The sequence below is a fragment of the Candidatus Regiella endosymbiont of Tuberolachnus salignus genome (assembly GCF_964020115.1).
Taxonomy (GTDB): domain Bacteria; phylum Pseudomonadota; class Gammaproteobacteria; order Enterobacterales; family Enterobacteriaceae; genus Regiella; species Regiella insecticola.
Genome location: NZ_OZ026542.1, coordinates 489371 through 506910 on the forward strand (window position 1 = coordinate 489371; position 17540 = coordinate 506910).

The 17540-nt window shown below is 42.7% G+C and carries 15 protein-coding genes, 2 tRNA genes and 3 pseudogenes; 4 read left to right on the forward strand and 16 right to left on the reverse strand.

Going from position 1 to position 17540, the window contains the following annotated elements; all coding sequences use genetic code 11:
- Window positions 1–53 precede the first annotated feature (53 nt).
- Window positions 54–920, forward strand: a complete 867-nt coding sequence (speE, locus tag AACL30_RS02545) for a polyamine aminopropyltransferase (protein ID WP_339057716.1) — start codon at window positions 54–56, stop codon at window positions 918–920.
- Between the two features lie 168 nt (window positions 921–1088).
- Window positions 1089–1295: pseudogene (locus tag AACL30_RS02550) on the forward strand (S-adenosylmethionine decarboxylase); the annotation flags it as partial.
- A gap of 57 nt (window positions 1296–1352) precedes the next feature.
- On the opposite strand, the gene istB reads toward AACL30_RS02550, so the two are convergent.
- Together istB and istA are read right to left on the reverse strand one after the other, a co-directional pair.
- Complete coding sequence (gene istB / locus AACL30_RS02555) at window positions 1353–2150, reverse strand: IS21-like element helper ATPase IstB (RefSeq protein ID WP_339058365.1); 798 nt, start codon at window positions 2148–2150, stop codon at window positions 1353–1355.
- Window positions 2147–3325: an IS21 family transposase gene (gene istA, locus AACL30_RS02560; protein ID WP_339056693.1), complete on the reverse strand. Its 1179-nt coding sequence runs from the start codon at window positions 3323–3325 to the stop codon at window positions 2147–2149. The genes istB and istA overlap by 4 nt, the downstream gene beginning before the upstream one ends.
- 104 nt (window positions 3326–3429) lie before the next feature.
- On the opposite strand from istA, the pseudogene speD reads away from it, so the two are divergent.
- A pseudogene (gene speD / locus AACL30_RS02565) lies at window positions 3430–3981 on the forward strand (adenosylmethionine decarboxylase); the annotation flags it as partial.
- A gap of 82 nt (window positions 3982–4063) precedes the next feature.
- Here the strand turns inward: speD and AACL30_RS02570 are convergent.
- From AACL30_RS02570 to ampC, 4 genes are all read right to left on the reverse strand, one after another.
- Window positions 4064–4139, reverse strand: a tRNA-Lys gene (locus tag AACL30_RS02570).
- Between the two features lie 26 nt (window positions 4140–4165).
- Window positions 4166–4241 (reverse strand) — tRNA-Val (locus tag AACL30_RS02575).
- Window positions 4242–4439: 198 nt separating this feature from the next.
- Window positions 4440–5450, reverse strand: a complete 1011-nt coding sequence (locus AACL30_RS02580) for a putative mucin/carbohydrate-binding domain-containing protein (RefSeq protein WP_339057717.1) — start codon at window positions 5448–5450, stop codon at window positions 4440–4442.
- Window positions 5447–6634, reverse strand: coding sequence for a class C beta-lactamase (ampC, locus tag AACL30_RS02585; RefSeq protein ID WP_422389589.1), 1188 nt, complete (start codon window positions 6632–6634; stop codon window positions 5447–5449). The genes AACL30_RS02580 and ampC overlap by 4 nt, the downstream gene beginning before the upstream one ends.
- A 272-nt stretch (window positions 6635–6906) precedes the next feature.
- On the opposite strand from ampC, the gene AACL30_RS02590 reads away from it, so the two are divergent.
- On the forward strand, window positions 6907–7620 hold the full coding sequence (locus AACL30_RS02590) for a hypothetical protein (protein ID WP_339057719.1): 714 nt from the start codon (window positions 6907–6909) through the stop codon (window positions 7618–7620).
- 77 nt (window positions 7621–7697) lie between these two features.
- Here AACL30_RS02590 and AACL30_RS02595 read toward each other — a convergent pair.
- From AACL30_RS02595 to AACL30_RS02640, 10 genes and pseudogenes are all read right to left on the reverse strand, one after another.
- A pseudogene (locus AACL30_RS02595) lies at window positions 7698–7991 on the reverse strand (TolC family protein); the annotation flags it as partial.
- A gap of 543 nt (window positions 7992–8534) precedes the next feature.
- The gene (rfaF, locus tag AACL30_RS02600) at window positions 8535–9590 is read right to left on the reverse strand and encodes an ADP-heptose--LPS heptosyltransferase RfaF (protein WP_339057720.1); all 1056 of its coding nucleotides are present in this window, start codon (window positions 9588–9590) and stop codon (window positions 8535–8537) included.
- A 270-nt stretch (window positions 9591–9860) separates the two neighbouring features.
- The gene (rfaD, locus tag AACL30_RS02605; protein WP_339057721.1) at window positions 9861–10817 is read right to left on the reverse strand and encodes an ADP-glyceromanno-heptose 6-epimerase; all 957 of its coding nucleotides are present in this window, start codon (window positions 10815–10817) and stop codon (window positions 9861–9863) included.
- A gap of 21 nt (window positions 10818–10838) precedes the next feature.
- Window positions 10839–11285, reverse strand: coding sequence for a universal stress protein UspA (gene uspA / locus AACL30_RS02610; RefSeq protein WP_006704916.1), 447 nt, complete (start codon window positions 11283–11285; stop codon window positions 10839–10841).
- Window positions 11286–11321: 36 nt separating this feature from the next.
- Window positions 11322–12821, reverse strand: coding sequence for an inorganic phosphate transporter PitA (gene pitA, locus AACL30_RS02615; protein WP_339057722.1), 1500 nt, complete (start codon window positions 12819–12821; stop codon window positions 11322–11324).
- Window positions 12822–13032: 211 nt separating this feature from the next.
- Window positions 13033–14226 carry a protoheme IX biogenesis protein HemY gene (hemY, locus tag AACL30_RS02620; RefSeq protein ID WP_339057723.1) on the reverse strand — a complete coding sequence of 398 codons (1194 nt, stop codon included), beginning with the start codon at window positions 14224–14226 and terminating at the stop codon, window positions 13033–13035.
- A gap of 2 nt (window positions 14227–14228) precedes the next feature.
- A complete protein-coding gene (hemX, locus tag AACL30_RS02625) occupies window positions 14229–15350 on the reverse strand; it encodes a uroporphyrinogen-III C-methyltransferase (protein ID WP_339057724.1) in 1122 nt (373 codons plus the stop codon).
- Between the two features lie 94 nt (window positions 15351–15444).
- Window positions 15445–16224, reverse strand: a complete 780-nt coding sequence (gene hemD / locus AACL30_RS02630; RefSeq protein ID WP_339057725.1) for a uroporphyrinogen-III synthase — start codon at window positions 16222–16224, stop codon at window positions 15445–15447.
- Complete coding sequence (gene hemC / locus AACL30_RS02635) at window positions 16221–17159, reverse strand: hydroxymethylbilane synthase (RefSeq protein WP_339057726.1); 939 nt, start codon at window positions 17157–17159, stop codon at window positions 16221–16223. Before hemC ends, hemD begins: the two co-directional genes overlap by 4 nt.
- Window positions 17160–17332: 173 nt before the next feature.
- The gene (locus AACL30_RS02640) at window positions 17333–17539 is read right to left on the reverse strand and encodes a hypothetical protein (protein WP_339057727.1); all 207 of its coding nucleotides are present in this window, start codon (window positions 17537–17539) and stop codon (window positions 17333–17335) included.
- Window position 17540 lies beyond the last annotated feature (1 nt).

The following is a 17540-nucleotide window of genomic DNA, read 5'->3' on the forward strand; positions in this document are numbered from 1 at the left end:
ATTGAGCACAGCTCAAAGAAGATTTCGAATAGGCTCTCCGATAGGAGTTGAGTATGTCACAAAAAGAGCGCTGGCATGAAACCCTGCATAGTGATTTTGGTCAATATTTTTCAGTTGAAAAGGTATTGTTCAATAAAAAAACAGAACATCAGGAGCTGGTGATTTTCCAAAATACGGAATTTGGTAGAGTGATGGCACTCGATGGTGTAGTACAAACCACTGAACGTGACGAATTTATTTACCATGAGATGATGGCTCATGTTCCATTATTCGCCCATGGAAACGCCAAAAAAAAAGTGCTGATTATCGGCGGCGGTGATGGTGCTATGTTACGTGAAGTTTGCCGTCATACCACTGTAGAACAAATCGTTATGGTAGAAATAGATCGCGGTGTAGTGGAATTTTGCAAAGAATTTTTACCAAAACATAATCGTGAAGGGAAGGTTTATCAAGATCCACGTTTAAAACTGGTGATTGATGATGGTGCGCATTTTGTCGAACACACTAAAGAAAAATTCGACATTATTATTTCTGATTGCACCGATCCCATTGGTCCAGGTGAAAATTTATTTAAATCCGAATTTTATCAAAGCTGCGCTAACTGTTTAAATCCGGGTGGGATCCTAGTTGCACAGAATGGCGTGTGTTTTTTGCAGCAACAGGAAGTCATAGAGAGTAATAAGAAGCTTAAAAAACATTTCAGGGATGTCAGTTTTTATCAGGCGGCTATTCCAAGCTACTATGGTGGTATTATGACCTTTGCTTGGGCGACGAACAATCCGGATTTACGTCAGTTAGATCTCACTGTCTTAAAAGATCGCTTTAAAGAAGCTCAATTCAGCTGTCGTTACTACAATCCCACCATTCATCTTAATAGTTTTGCTTTACCACAATATTTGCTCGAGGCGTTAGTGCTTTAAATATACCCTTGGCCTTTGAAGTTGCCTTCGGCTGCCAGGGCGACCGACCGATGAGCATAGATAGACTACCTGATGAAAGCGAGCACCCGCAGACAACAACGCGGCGGCAAGGGTATAAATGAATTTTTAATGAAATTTAAACACCAATAGATGAGGAGGTGAATTAAATTGCATAAGCTTAAATTACACGGTTTCAACAATTTAACTAAAAGCTTGAGTTTTTGTATTTACGATATTCGTTATGCTAAAAATAATCGAGAAAACTATATCAGCCACATTGACGAACAATACAACGCTGATCGGCTGAGCGAAATATTAACCAAAACTTGCTCGATTATTGGTGCCAACATTTTAAATATTGCCAGACAGGACTATGTGTCAACGCTACTTTAGATTGACCACTTTTTGCTACTTTAAAATGTCCAGTTTTTGCTAATTTTCCTGTTGGGTTTCTATTCCAGGCGCCTGGATAATATCAGTCGTTTTTATAGGCAACATGCCTGCTTTGCGTTTATTTTTGAGTCGGTAGCTTTCTCCTTTAATATTCAATGTGGTTGAATGATGTAAAAGCCTGTCTAAAATCGCAGTTGCTAAAATGTGATCACCGAATACGTCCCCCCAATCAGTAAAACTTTTATTTGATGTGAGAATGATGCTCGCCTTTTCATAACGACGGCTCAATAACCTGAAAAATAGGCTAGCTTCTTCGCGATTCATCGGTAAATACCCGATTTCATCCAGTATTAATACCCTGGCATAGCACAGTTGCTGAAGTTGGCGTTCCAGACGGTTTTCTTGCTTTGCCTTCATTAAGGTACAGCAGAGTCTATCCAGAGGCATAAACAATACCCGATGCCCAGCTGTAGCTGCCTTGACAGCCAGCGCTATCGCCAAATGCGTTTTCCCTACCCCAGGTGGGCCTAACAAAATGACGTTTTCATGATGTTCGACAAACCTCAGCCCCGCCAGCTCGCGGATAATTTTCCTGTCTATACTTGGTTGGAAAGTAAAGTCAAATTGCTCCAAGGTTTTTATCCACGGCAAACGTGCTTGTTTTAACCGCGATTCCAAGCCTTTTTGGTGACGCCCGTTCCATTCCTGGGCTAATGCCTGCTGGAGAAATTCACGGTAGTTCAGTGCTTTCTTGGTGGCTTCTTCACATAAACTCTCCAACGCATCGCCCAGGTAATCCATTTTTAACCGTATCAACAAGTTTTCCATTTCCATCAGAGTAGCTCCTCATACACACTGAGCGAACGAGACGCTACTCGATTGACCTGTTGCCAAAGGGCTTGATGATGTTCTGGCACCTTTTGCCAGCCCTGCGTTACCTCCTGCAAGAGATGCGTCGCGAGCAGTTGCTCATCGCCGTAAATACGTAGCGTATTATCTAAACCGATACGAATATTAACCGCACGACCACACCAGAATGAAGGCACGCTATAGCGATTACCTCTGACATCGATATAGCTGTCCCATGCCACTTGTCGTAGGTCGAAGTAGCTGGTATCGAAATCAGTCGCAGGGAGTGGCATCAAAGCTATTTTTTCCTCAGCAAAACGATTTTCCGGTGTCTGCTTGAATTGACGAAGATGACGCTGGTCTGCCACTTTCGCCAGCCACATCGCTAGCAGTTGATTAACATGAGCGAAACTCTCAAACTGACGGTAGCGAGTGAAAAAATTGTGTTTAACATAGCCCACCATCCGTTCGGTTTTGCCTTTCGTTTGCGGTCGATAGGGCTTACAGGCGCGAGGACTAAACCCATAGTGATTAGCCAGTTGCAGGAAGCCTGCATTGAACTCGATGTGGCCATTTTGTCCATGTTTGATAACAGCGGCTTTTTGGTTATCTACCAAGACATTTTTTACGCTGCCACCGAAGTAATTGAAGCTGCGAACCAGCGATTCATACGTGTGCTCAGCATCTTGCTTAGGGGCAGCAAAGACATGAAAGCGACGCGAAAAACCGAGCGTATTAACGGCAAAATTAACCGTACAGGCAGAGCCTGCCACCTCAACGATGATTTCTCCCCAATCGTGTTGAAGTTGATAACCGGGGAGGGTTTCAAAGCGTACCGTGTTTTTCGAGGCCCTGAGTGGACGCTTCGGATGAATATAACGTCGGAGCATCGCACTCCCGCCGCGGTAGCCTTTTTCACGGATTTCCTCAAAAATAACCGCCGCATTCCAAACCTGTTCACTCAACCTTGAATCGATGTAGTCTTTAAAGGGCTCGAGTTTAGCAACCTGTTTTTTACCGCATTTTGCTGTTGGCGGCGCAGGATAGCTAATGTGCCGTCTCACCGTCTTTTCTGAACACCCTATCTGATGGGCAATATCAACAATAAATGCCCCCTGTTGATGGCGTTGTTTTATCATGTAGTGGTCCTCTCTTCTTAGCATGCTTATTTCCCTCATGGCTTTGTCACCACAAAGGAAACTGCATTCTGGCTTGAGTGGACAAATTAAATTAGCAATTTACGGTCTTTTATCATTAGCGCTGACACTATGACCCTCAAGGCGCCAGCGTCACAATCTTAATCAGTGAAGAAGAGATTAACCCTTCGCCAAATTCAATAGTCGCGCATTTGGATAAAAGCCATATTTGTGTACATACTTATCCCGAATGTCATCCTACCGATGGATTATGTACCTTTCGGGCTGACATCGAAGTTTCTACTTGTGGCCTTATCTCACCGTTAAACGCACTGGATTATCTCATCGAACAGCTAAAATCAGATATTGTTACGATAGATTACCGCGTAAGAGGTTTCACCCGTGATGCTAAGGGCATCAAACATTATATCGATCATGAAATCAATTCGATTCAGAACTTTATATCTAAGGATATGAAACAGCGTTATGACATGATGGATGTGAACGTTTATCAGGAAAATATTTTTCATACAAAAATGATGCTGAAAGATCTTGACCTCGAACACCACCTGTTTGACACAAAACCTGAACAATTCAATCACGAAGAAAAAGAAGATATTATCTGTAAATTACATGACGAAATAAAAGAAATTTATTACGGACGTAATCTATCTAAACTGTGATAAAACCAAACAAAAAGCCCATTCAAAGTCTCTAGCGATTTTGAATGGGCTTTAGCATTTTTTACGTACTGATGAAGTAATTTGGTGGGTCGTGCTGGATTCGAACCAGCGACCAATTGATTAAAAGTCAACTGCTCTACCGACTGAGCTAACGACCCGAAAAATAGTAGGTAATAGCAAAAAGTGGTGGGCGATACCAGATTCGAACTGATGACCCCCTCCTTGTAAGGGAGATGCTCTACCAACTGAGCTAATCGCCCGTCGTATTGTGGAAACGAATTATAGGGATAGTTTCAAGTGAGTCAATGTTTTTTAAACTAAAATCTATCGTCCGCAGCAAATTTAGCCACTATACCCTTCGCCTTTCAAGTTACGGCTTTGTTGTCTGCGGGTGCTCGCTCTCATGGTATGTCTACGCTCATCGGTCTCACCCCCCTGGCCGCCGCCTAGCGGCAACTTCAAAGACGAAGGGCATATGACCCTGCGCTGACCAAAGCACTGAAAAATTCGGATGGTGTTAGCCTGTTATCTTGCTGACAGGAAACGGCGTCTAAAGAGAGAGGGGTAAAACCAGACATTGCCTGAGCCATCTTGTCTGCTGTATCGCCCTGTGTTGGCTGAAGTGAAAACAGAATTTTTTCCAGACCTCTCGATGTTATGATAAAGGTCGTGGTTTTTGCAGCTACGGCAACATCAACCTTGACACCAGAAGAGAAAATTTTTAAACGTTCTTCTGCCTGCGCATGATATATCTCCAGTTTATCGCCTTCAGAAAACAAAACCCGGGTACGTAACATTCCGGTATCACTGCCTTTGATCTCTTTTTTAAAAAATACCCGGCCTTTTTTATTGATTACTTTAATGCTTGCGTAAACGGAGTCCTGAGCATGCTCATCAGCCAGGGGTTTACTGATATCAATCTCCAGCTGCCTGGCAACGGCATCGACAGAAAGGGAAGCAAATGCATAATTATTCCTGTCCAGCAGGGTCATTTGATGAGCCGGTATTAGCCTTTTCAGCCCAGTTTTTGTCATGACGAAACGGTTTGTTTTGGCATTGGGCATCGATGCACCCTGGATATCTGAGGCGAACAGTAAACTGGTTTCTGCCTCAGCATGATAAATTTCCAGTTGATAGCCCTCAGTAAATGGGATCTCTTCACGTGGAGACACCCTACCTGTGCTTTTTATTTTTTTTTCAAAAATAACCTTGCCTGCATGATTTCTTATCCTGATCTCAGCATAGGTTTTATCCTTGAAATAATCATGGGCTCCTGTTGCTCCACCGTGCACATCAACACATAGCATGCTGTGTATTTTGTCAATAGAAACGAGAGCAATATCGGTATCCCCCGCACGTAAAAGTGACTTTTTCCAATAGTCTCCTAGCGTTACCTCTTCCTTTATCCTTGCCCACATCTTTGCCCTGGCCTGTTCCCCTGCGATCAGTGGTAAAAAAGTTGGCCTCACATTATTTTTTCAATGCCATCTGACCTTTTTAATTGAGTCAGTATGGTATATGCCGCAGTCACTCTCTCATCAATGGGATAATTTTTATTCGCCAGTATCACAATACCGACTTTATTTGCTGGATTATAGAGTGCATAGGCACCAAAACCGTTCGTTGATCCAGTTTTGTTAAGCCATACATTTTCCTGTGGCGGCAACGGAGGGACAATCTTAGTGACAGTAACACCTTTATAAATCATGTCATATGAATTACCTGCCAACAGCGGTTGCAACAGCGCCGTGTTGGGATATTGTTCCCAGATTAAATCTTGCGTTATTTCTCTCGACGTAAAGTATCCAGTGTGCGTATCCATTACTGCACGCTGCAATTTTTCGTCAAGTTTAATGAGTTTCATGTTGACATCAATAAAACGAATTAAATCAGTCGTATTGGTTTTCACGCCATAGGCTTCAGATGCTAAAACAGCAGGGCTGACTCGGACCGGCTCATCTGTTTTGTTATAACCTTGAGCGTAATTATTCATCTGCTCTTCTGGTACATTGATGTAACTGTTCTTCATTCCCAGTTTAGGAAACAATATCTTTTCCATTGCATCTTCAAAAGACATATTCATGCGCTTAGCTGTCACGATACCAAGCAAGCCAATGCCCGGATTGGAGTAATTTCTGTGCGTATCAGCGGCGTAAGTTGGCTTCCAATTTTTGTAATACGTCATTAACTCATCATAATTGGTGACATTATCCGGTATTTGCAAAGGGAAATCGCCCGCAGTATGTGTACCCAAGTTGAGTAAACTAATGTTGTCAAAGTTACTACCACGTAAAACAGGTAAATATTTACTGACACTGTCCGACAATGAAAGCTGACCATTTATCTGAGCATAAGACGCCAAAGTTGCAGTCAATGTTTTACTCAGCGACCCAATCTCGAAATTGGTCGTATTAGTAACAGCTTGCTTGGTTTCCTTTGACGCCACGCCATAATTGTAAAAGTAATTTTTACCCTCTACGGTGATGCCAATTGCAATACCTGGGATACTGTATTTTTGTATCAATGGTTTTATAACCTCGTCCACACTGCTTTGAATTCTAGACTGAGCCGAGTTACTGGTGGCATAACTACTACCTGTAGTTGTGCTGATAAATAAGCACAATAAAGCTGACATGAATTTCACTTTAAACATTTTTTTAAACGGAGATTTTTGATGCATAACATTGACTTCTTATCTTGGAATATTTTTGAATTACAAGCTTCGCCTGAGATCCCTGAATGAGGTTCGATTAGGAGGCTAATCTACTTAAAAAATATCGTTCGGTTTTTTTCTTATTTCAAATAATGATCAAAAATAGCAATGTTACCAAAAATTACTCTTTTCACAGAGCCATCTTGATTGAATATAAATAATTCATTATTATTAATTAACGCGCTAATTATTTTTAATAAGGAAAATACCAGATGACATATCTAATTTGTATTGCCAATGATTATACACAAATAGTTAATCAGGAAGAGCAGTTTACACCTGAACAACAGGAAGTTAAGCAGTGGGCAGAGAATCTCACAAAAAGAGGGAGAAAGGGAAGCGATACTTCTATGAAGAGTTTCGTGGAACTGATAAAGAAAGGTATTCTCAGTGGAGAGCAGTTTATTGCGGCATATGCAGTCGGAATAGGTGCCACTGAAGATCAGAAGAAGCAAATTCAAGAAATGTATGACAACCTGCTTTCTATAGTAGAAAAGGGGGGTAAGCGGTTAGATGGTAAGCCAGTGAGCCCCAGCGATATCCCACTCTATCTGAATTTTTCTCATAAAGAACACCCTAATGGTTTTCCAACGACGAGGGTGGAGGATTTCTTAACATTATTTCGCAGCATCCTCCGTAATGATGATAGCCCTGTGACGCTATATTCTATGGTGAGCGTTGCAAAATTCTGGTTCGGCGGGTTACCCGCAAAACATATAACGTTTGCACAGTCCAATTTTATCGGACATGGAATGCCGCTTCTCAGCAACAAAGAGGCCTTTCCAAATCTACAATCTATCACTGTCGCCAGTAAGGAAATCGCCGACCAAATAATAAAAAGACTAGAAAGACTAGGAGATCTTAACAAGATAACCGTAGAAACGTCGGATCAAGCAGAAAGAAAATTTTTGTTAGATCTCGCCTAAAAATAAATCGGGCGCTAACATCAGCGTCCGACATCACTTTTTTATCCCTTAATCACTAACTACGAAATGGATTACCTTCATTTTTTTGGGAAGTATCGATGAATATAGGCGCTGCATCGGTTGGTGTATCCTGTTGATTTGAAGTAGGTGCTATTTCTTCCCGTTGTTAGAACCAGGCTGGAGGTCGCAATAGGTGTATCTAATATTTCATTGAAGGCAGTTAGATCGTTTGGGTTTAAGACACCCAATGCTGATTTTATTTTTAATTAATTGATTAAATAATCATAACGCGCATTGGCCAACTGCTGTTTAGCATTATAGAGCGTAGTGGTTACATTGAGCACATCAAGAATAGTACGGGTACCAACCCTCAATCTTGGCTGCCTGCACCAGTGAGCCGCCAGCGAGCCCGAATAACAGGATACCCAGAAAATAAGCCAGCCCTCTGGTTTTTTTCATTATTGTGGCTCCCTTAAAAAATATGTTATCGCCACGACGGCCGGAGTACATCTTTACGTGCACGCATCATCATGATAAAGGCAATGCTGAAGGGGTTAATACATCGACAAAGCGCACTTTATCCTGCTCGCTAACTTGACGCTCACCACCGCTTCAATTACGACAGCAAGCAACTCATGAAAACTGGTTTTTGTACTGAGATGAGTCTAGTCCTTATTTGGCATTATATAAAAGACTAGCAGAAGGAGAGCCCGCTGCATTCACTATGCGTAAAATCAGCGATCACTGTTGGGTGGAAATGAAAACAAAGGATAATATTGACGTACAATGGCATAAATAACAGGTCGAAATGAATAGGTAACTTATTGATAAATAATGACTGAAAAGTTGTGTTTTGTCGTGCTTTGTTGCCTATTATATAGGCGAAAATATTTTATTTATTTGTTTTTAATGGGTTATTTTTCCTTACTGTAACTATTTGCGAATAGCTGTTGATAAAGTGCCGTCACCACCTGTTCGGGTTTGATGTCAATCAAACTCTGATGGTAGCCCTGATCGGCATCACCTCTACGTATTCTCTGGTAGCCCTTAATCAATCGGATCACCACGGCTTTGTCAGACAATGGCGGAGTGAATTCTGGATTGCTTGGGCCATACAATGCAATCAATGGCTTATCTAGAGCCGCTGCAATATGCATTAACCCTGAATCATTACTGACGATAGCATGACAAGCTGCGATCAGTATTACCACTTGTTCAAGAGAGGTCTGACCTGCCAAGTTGAAGCAGTAATCACGATTATTTTCATCCAATGCCAAGCAAATCTCCTGAGCGACTTGGTGATCTTTTGGCGAGCCTAATAAAATGATTTGATAACCATCATTAATGAGCTGTTGGGCAAGGGCGGCATAATGGTAATGCGGCCAACGTTTGGCAGGGCCAAACTCGGCACCGGGGCATAAACCGATGATCGACCGATGAGGGTTTAACGCGAAGGTATGACTGATTGCGATTTGCTCAGCATTGCTGACATGCAATTGTGGCCTGAGTAATGGTGAAAGATCTGCGGAAGAAGAAATAGCCTGTTTATCATAAGCCAGTGCGACATAGCGTTGCACCATCATCGGAAAAGCTAATGTATTTAAAATCCTTATATCGTTAAGTAAACCGTAACGTATTTCCCCTCGCCAGCCGATACGCTGAGGAATAGCAGCAAAAAAAGGTATCAGCGCTGATTTAAACGAATTAGGCAATACATAAGCACGATCATAATTTTTTTCACGCAAAGCAATCCCTAAACGCCGACGCTGACCGAGAGCCAAACGGCCATGGCCTAAAGGCATAAGTAATGCTTGATTAACTTCAGGCATTCGGTTGAGTAATGGAAGGCACCATTGGGGCGCCATTACATCAATGCTTGCTGTCACGTGTTTGGCTTTTAAAGTACGATAAAGACTTTGCGACATTACCATGTCGCCCACCCATGAAGGACCAATCACCAATATTTTCATGCTATATACCCTTCGCCTTTGAAGCTGCCGCGTTGTTGGCTGTCAGCTCTCGCCCTCATGGTATGTCTACGCTCATCGGTCGGTCGCCCTGGCCGCCTTGCCGTAACTCGGAATTCATCGGGTATAGTAGATTCTTAAGCTGTTTCATTAGACCTCTTCGGAAACCTACTGCGTGATACGGATCCTGCGTTGTCCGGTGCGCGCAATCCTCATGTACTTTATGTTAACGAAGATTGCTGTGCGCCGGGCGTCTTGACTTCGCATAACGAACTACGGTTTCCAAAGAGGTCTATTTAACCAACCCATATATTCTTTCACTCCCTGCTCGACATTCTTAAATGTTTTATCATAACCATCCGCTCGCAGTTTGCTTAGATCAGCTTGAGTAAATTTTTGATAATGATTTTTTAATGTTTCGGGGAAATCGATATATTCTACTGTTGGATTTTTTCCCTTATTATTACAGTGATATTCCACTACGGCATTTGCTAACGTTTGAAATGATGCCGCCTGGCCTGTTCCGCAATTATAAATACCAGAGATATTATTATTCCAAGCCCATAAATTAACGGCAACCACATCATCCACATGGATAAAATCGCGTTTAAAATTTTGGCTATTGGAAAATAACTTAGGATTAGTGCCCGCATTGATTTGGTTATTTAAATGAAAAGCCACACTGGCCATATTGCCTTTATGGTTTTCACCGGGGCCATAAACATTAAAATAACGCAGACCACAAATTTGCGAATCCGCATCCGGGATCATTTTACGAACATATTGATCAAAGAGGAGCTTTGAATAACCGTATACATTAAGCGGTCTTTCATATTCAGGCGCTTCAATAAAATTCTTATCACAACTACCGTAAATGGCGGCAGAAGAAGCGTATAAAAAAGGGATCTCACGATCTAAACAAAAATGCAGAACATCTTTAGAATATTGATAATTATTCTCCAACATGAATTTTCCGTTCCATTCGGTGGTTGAAGAACAAGCACCTTGATGGAAAACGGCTTCAATATCACCAATATCATCACCGGCAATAATACTGGCTATAAAGTCGTCCTTATCCATATAATCACCGATATCTAGACCGAGCAAATTAACAAATTTGGCGCCCTCGGTTAGATCATCTACCACTAAAATATCTTTTTTTTCTAAATTAACTAACGCTCTTACGATATTGCTACCAATAAAACCGGCTCCGCCAGTGACGATAATCATCGCGTTTATCCTTATTAATAGTTAATCTTTTTCAATTTTTTTATCATCACGGAGCGGTACGATTAACATATCGACATGCAACGTATTGATTAGCTCACGAGCCGAAGATATCAGTTTGCTCCAAAAATCCTGATGATGGCCAAAGAGTACTAAATCTACCTGATGGTTTTTAATCGCATCAATCAAAACAGGCGCTAAATCCCCCGTATCGCTTAATATTTCATTAATATGATAATCCGTATTTTCTGATAATTCTGTGAGCGCCTGATCAGTTTCTTCAGGAATACGTTTTTGCATATCGCCAAGATTAACGTCAATTAAGCCAGTGTAGGGCGCTGAATAGTTAACATCTACATGGATGAGGGAAACTTTTGCATTATAGGGTCTCGCCATAGAAACCGCTTTTTCCACCAGTATGTTACTTTCAGGAGAAAGATCTACTGCGACTAGGATATGCTTGTAAGCCATTGGTCTGTTTCCTTCTCGAAATTTCTTGTACTCGCGTTAAATAAAGCGCAATGCTATCCAATACAAGGTGCCGGAAAGCACAATGCAGATCGGTAGCGTCAAGATCCAAGCCAGCGTAATGTTTTTCACTGTTTTATTCTGTAAGCCTCCGCCATCAACTAACATCGTACCGGCAACAGCAGAAGAAAGAACCTGAGTGGTAGAAACAGGCATACCGGTATAACTGGCAACCCCAATAGAAACAGCAGCGGTCATTTGTGCAGACATCCCTTGAGCGTAAGTCATGCCTTTTTTACCAATTTTTTCGCCGATAGTAACGGCCACCCTTTTCCAGCCAATCATGGTTCCCAAAGAAAGCGCCAAGGCGACAGCCACGATAATCCAGGTGGGTGCATACTCTACTGTCTCTAGCAGATCTTTACGGAGATTATATAAAAAATGCCGATCCTCAGCGCTGGTCTCCGGTAGTTTGGCAACAGTAGTGGTGATTTCTGCTGCACATGCCAGCAAACGACGCATATGACTACGTTGATCTGTGTTCAGGTCATAGTAGCTTTGTAAGTTATTGAGTAAAGCGGCGGCTTGATCAATTACTGAGGTAGCAACGGAAGGGTGGCAATGAAATTGCTGTGTGGCATCCCCTGTAGCATCGTATTCAGGCATAGAGGTAGGACGGCTGCTATTAGCGGCAAGTAGCATATCATTATGTTGCTTATAATACTGCTGTATATTTGTTATAGCATTACGAGTCCGAGCGATATCATAACTGCTAGCACTCATGTCTATGATAAAACCCGCGGGAGCAATTCCAATTAATACCAGCATAATCAGGCCAATCCCTTTTTGACCATCATTGGCACCATGAGAAAAACTGACACCGATGGCAGACAAAATCAACAGGATACGTGTCCAAAATGGAGGCTTACGTTTACCGTCTTTTTTTTCTCGTTCCGCGGGGGTTAGGTGGATACGTTGACGCTTTTTCGTTCCTTGCCAATAGCGGCGTAACAAAAATACCATCAAACCTGCAATAACCAATCCCACCAGGGGAGATAAAATCAAGGACAGAAATATCTGTATCATTTTAGGAATGTTTAATGCGTCAACCAGCGAGGTGCTGGTTATAAGAGCATTCGTTAATCCTATGCCGATGATAGAGCCAATGAGAGTATGTGAGCTGGAAGCCGGAATGCCAAAATACCAGGTACCGAGATTCCAAATAATTGCCGCCAGTAGCATAGAAAAGACCATCGCTAGCCCGTGGGCAGAGCCCACATTGAAGATCAGATCTGTAGGGAGCAAATGAACAATAGCGTAGGCTACGCTCAAACCGCCCAACATAACGCCAAGAAAATTAAATATTCCAGCAGTAACAACCGCCGTTTGCGAGCGCATAGCACGAGTATAGATCACAGTCGCAACAGCGTTAGCGGTATCATGAAAGCCATTAATCGCTTCATAAAACAACACAAAAAAAAGAGCAAGAACCAACATTAGGCCAGTATGGAAATCAAGGCCAGCAAAAAGATGCAGCATAATGTTACGCCATTTTTGGACATCAACGCGGCCTATTATCCGCGACAATAGGACATGGGGAAAGGCAAAATATCACCTTTTTTTGTAATATCACTCCCTCGCGACATTTTATTTTAAAGATAAATAATTTATATCAGCCAGTTACGTAATTTTTTGTGCATTTATACCCTTCGCCTTTGAAGCCGCCGCCGCGAAGAGTATATCTCTACTGCTACAAAGCATTTTTTTTCAGTGTCAACAATAAACCTTGGTGTCTGACTTCAGCGGCGTCTTTAGGACGATGGAGTTTATCCAAGGTATCGGCCAGCAAAGCATAATCGTGGCCATCAGGTCGTTGTTGTAAAGCGGCACGGAAGGCTTCACTGGCCTGCTCCCACTCGCCTTGTTTTAACAGCAGCTGACCTAAAGTGCTGTTAAGTAGTGGCGTTGCCCCTTGTTGTTTGATCTGTAAACGTAAGGATTTTTCCAGCGACTTAGCATCTTCTGATTTTAGTAACGGCATGAGTGATATCAATCGCTCGTCATACTGGCGTTTTAGTCCGGTGAGAATAATCTGCTGGGCGATTTGATGATCGTCACATTCGATGAGATGCTCCACCAGCGCCGCTTGTAGGGCGCTTTCACGGCGAATTTTTCCGGGTTGTGATTGCCACCAGCGTTTGAGACCTTCACTGCCTTCTTCTGCCATACATTGGTTCATAATGCCAATATAGGCTTGAAGTTCTAGTGTTTTTATCTCCGCTTCACTATGAAGACGCATTTTCTTCATCGTGGGTAAGATATCGAGTAATGCATTGTGAGCACCCGTTGATAAAAAGGCTTGTTCGGCCAAACGTAAGACTTCCGGATGTTGCGAGGCCTGACCAAGAAGACGGTCAACACCATGGCGGGCAGCATGAATTTGTCCTTGCGCGAGCTGGATACGTACACGAGTGATATCGACGGGTAACTGGTTGGTATCTGCTACTTCAGCGGCACGTTCCAAATACTGGTTAGTGCGCCGCTCATCTCCACGTTGTTGCGCCGCTTCAGCTGCTAGCAGATAGTTGACCATCGGTTGTTCTGCATGATCAGCATTGCAGGTCAGCAATTTTTCTACTTGTTTAAAATCGCCTTCTGCTAGCTTAATCAAAGCGGCCTTTGTCTGTTTGCTAGCGCGGTTACGTTTTCGCCCAATAAACCAGCCTCGGGTATAATAACCGGTACGAAAAATGCGACGCAGTATCCATTCAATGATTAATAATGCAACAAATACCAGCACCAAGATAATAATCATGGCGGTAACACTGGTTTCAATATTGTAATTATCAGTCTGAATTAATACATAACCTTGATGCCCCGCTAACATGGGACCAAGTATTATCCCAGCCAGTAAAATCAAGAATAATAGCAAGACACGTAACATGGTTATTGCTCCTGATGGGTATCTGAGGTGGATGTCAGTAAGTGGCGCGTGCGGATTTTAGTCAAATTTTCTAATATCGGCGGACTTTTTAACTGATCAGGCATATTCATTGAGATTGATTGCTGGCTCAGGCTATCGAGGTCTACAAGAAAGCTTTTCGTATTGGCATCGTTCACATCAAAATAGGCTCTGATCCAAGTAGCGCTGGTTTCTAAGGCTTGTTTATAGACTTCATCCTGATGACGAGGTATTGCTTGCGCTGCTATCAATAGGCGTGCGCGAATATTTTCGCGTAAATAAATATCTTGATTAGGTGCTAATAGTGGTTCAGCGCTGTTATCTCTACGACGGATAGTAATAAAATCTGCAATAAAATTATGCCAGCTTTTATACAAATTTTGCCGCCATTGAGAAAGAGAGCTGGAAAGTTGGTTGTTGCCATCCTCTATTGATGGATCCTCGATACTATTATCTGCCAAGCGAAGATTATCCACTTGGTTTGATAGTTGATTGAGTTTAAGAATAATTCCATCAAAATCAATTTGGCTCAGAGTAGATAAGGTGCCGATATCTTCTATAATCGCGCGCCGTATTTCGATTAAACTGGCATCATGCATATCTGCCAGGCTAGTGTCCGCATTTTTCAATAAGATAACGGCGCTAGTAGCGTCTTGGTCGTTCCATAATTTACGTTCTGCCATTTTTACCAGGAAATCCGCTTGCGCCAATAACCAGATTTTAGTGTCACTACTTGAGATAGTCGCCACTTTTTCCTGTAGCGCGTTCAATTGCTGCATTAAAGCATCTTGTTGACGATTTGCCGTTTCTAACGCTTTATTGTGTTCTAGCAATAACGAAGCTAACTGTGTTTTTTCTTTTAATTGATGTTGCTTTAGTTCTGTTAACTGCTGATGCAGTGATTGATTGGTAGCTTGTTGTTGAAATTGCTGTTGTTGAACGTGTTGATGAAAATAAAGCCCCCCTGCCCCTAATGCCATTACCAATGCCATGGTGAAGGTAACCCAGAGTAATCCTGAGCGGTTTTTGCGTATGGCTGTCGGCGGTGCGGATCTTGCCGCTGTGGCTCCTTGCGCGGGAAGAGAGGTCATGTTTTGTTCCGTCATATTGGGGATCCCATAGTCAGGTTAATGGTATATAGCCAAATCATTTTAATTTGATGCTGTGTTGTCGTCGCTTGCCGTACTATACCCTTTGCCTTTAAAGCTGCCGCGTTGTTGGCTTCGGGTATAATTCATGGATCAGAGCATCGTTATCGGCATTTTTGGCGACTTGAATGTCGTGCCAGCCTAACTGTTTTGCTAATAGGGCTAAACGTTCACTAACCACTATCATGCGACAATCTAGTAGCCAAAAAGAACAAAAATCAGGCGAAACTAAAGTATGAAGTTGTTGTAACATTTCACCACTAGTAACAACAAGCGTATTAATTCCTAAACGTCGCCAGTCATTTATTTGTTGACTCGCATCATAATGAATTGGATTGCGCCGATAGCATTCACAGTAGCTCACTTCGGCTCCCCGTTGCATTAAGGTTTTACCCAGTAATTCTCGGCCACCATTACCACGCAACAGAAGCGCTTTTTTACCACTGAGCTGCTGCAAATCCGTCATTGTCAGTAATTCCTCACTCGTTGCTATGGTTGGATAAGTCACGGGTAAATGGCTGACAGCTTGAAATACAGATGCAGTGTGGCGACCAATAGCGTAATACAATAATTCAGAGGGCCATAATCGTTTATTGCTATGCAGCAGTGGATTAACATAACGAATAACGTTTTGTGAGAGTATAAAAACCAAATCTCCCGCCCGCATTGTTTGTAACAATCCAGGAAGTTTTTTTAATTCACTCCCCGCCGAAAAATGGATCAATGGAGTATGATACGCCACTAAACCTAAGGCTCGCAGTCGATTCACTAACTGTTCACCCGTAGGAGACGGACGCATGACTAAAATAATTTTAGCTGACTCCGTTATCATCGTGGTGGTTCTTGATAAATCGCAGATAGGATCTTGTCAGCGCCCTTTGCAATCAGCTCGGTGGCCAAATCCAATCCAATTTGTTCAGCCTGTATCGCCAGCCCGCATTGTTCACCGTAAATCATTTGGCTCCCGTCTGGTGTGCTGACAAACGCTCTTAGCCGTAAGTTATCGCCTTCTAATTCAGCATAGCTACCAATAGGCACCTGGCAACCGCCTTCCAGGCGAATATTCAGTGCCCGTTCAGCACAAATGCGTCGTTCCGTTGGAAAATGGTTCAATGGCGCTAATAGCTGTCGGGTCACATCATCTTCTAAGCGGCATTCAATACCAATCGCTCCTTGTCCTGCGGCCGGCAACGATTCTTCTGGACTCATCACATGCTGGATGCGAGATTGCAAGTCCAAACGTTGCAACCCCGCTACTGCTAAGATAATAGCCTGGTAGGCTCCTTGATCAAGTTTATTCAGGCGAGTGCCTACATTGCCACGTAAATCACGGACGATAAGGTGCGGGTACTTTTTACGAATTTGGCATTGACGGCGGAGGCTCGATGTACCGACGATACTGCCCGGCGGTAATTGCGTAAGATGCTTATAATTTTTTGACACAAAAGCATCATGTGGATCACCTCTTTGGCAAATTACCACGAGCCCGAGTCCAGCGGGAAAATGGATAGGTACATCTTTGATTGAGTGAACAGCAATATCAGCGCAATTTTCCAATAATGCCTGTTCGAGTTCTTTAACGAATAATCCTTTTCCGCCTATTTTGGCCAAAGGTGTATGCAACAGAGTGTCACCACGTGTTGTGATGGGAACTAATTTTACCTGTAAATCAGGATGATGGGATTCTAAACTTTTCCGCACATAATCAGCTTGCCATAATGCAAGGGGACTTTGTCGTGTGGCGATGCGGATCACTTTTTCCGACATATTGCTTCTCTGTTATAATTTGCCGCCATTCTAGCATTGACACAGTCACGCTGTCAGTGTTGAAAGAAGTTATACCCTTCGCCTTTGATGTTGGCTGCGGGTATTCGCCGAATCACGTAGTATGTGTCTATACCCTTCGTCTTTCAAGTTACGGCTGCGTTGGCAGCGATCACTCATCCTCTGTCATGTACTACTTGTACACTCCTGGGATTCGCTTGATTGCCGCCTTGCCGTAACTCGAAATTCATTGGGTATACACTCATCGGTCGGTCGCCCTGGCAGCCGAAGGCAACTTGAAAGGCGAAGGGTATATTATCAATATTGCTACCTTTACCATCAATAAACAAAATGTTACATTGACCCAATCTGCGTAAAGTCACT

Coding starts and splice junctions, on each gene's coding strand:
- speE (WP_339057716.1), top strand. CDS start 54: ATGTCACAAAAAGAGCGCTGGCATGAAACCCTGCATAGTGATTTTGGT.
- hemY (WP_339057723.1), bottom strand. CDS start 14,226: ATGTTACGTGTCTTGCTATTATTCTTGATTTTACTGGCTGGGATAATA.
- pitA (WP_339057722.1), bottom strand. CDS start 12,821: ATGCTGCATCTTTTTGCTGGCCTTGATTTCCATACTGGCCTAATGTTG.
- hemX (WP_339057724.1), bottom strand. CDS start 15,350: ATGACGGAACAAAACATGACCTCTCTTCCCGCGCAAGGAGCCACAGCG.
- AACL30_RS02590 (WP_339057719.1), top strand. CDS start 6,907: ATGACATATCTAATTTGTATTGCCAATGATTATACACAAATAGTTAAT.
- uspA (WP_006704916.1), bottom strand. CDS start 11,285: ATGGCTTACAAGCATATCCTAGTCGCAGTAGATCTTTCTCCTGAAAGT.
- hemC (WP_339057726.1), bottom strand. CDS start 17,159: ATGTCGGAAAAAGTGATCCGCATCGCCACACGACAAAGTCCCCTTGCA.
- istA (WP_339056693.1), bottom strand. CDS start 3,325: ATGCTAAGAAGAGAGGACCACTACATGATAAAACAACGCCATCAACAG.
- rfaD (WP_339057721.1), bottom strand. CDS start 10,817: ATGATTATCGTCACTGGCGGAGCCGGTTTTATTGGTAGCAATATCGTA.
- hemD (WP_339057725.1), bottom strand. CDS start 16,224: ATGATAACGGAGTCAGCTAAAATTATTTTAGTCATGCGTCCGTCTCCT.
- ampC (WP_422389589.1), bottom strand. CDS start 6,634: ATGTTTAAAGTGAAATTCATGTCAGCTTTATTGTGCTTATTTATCAGC.
- rfaF (WP_339057720.1), bottom strand. CDS start 9,590: ATGAAAATATTGGTGATTGGTCCTTCATGGGTGGGCGACATGGTAATG.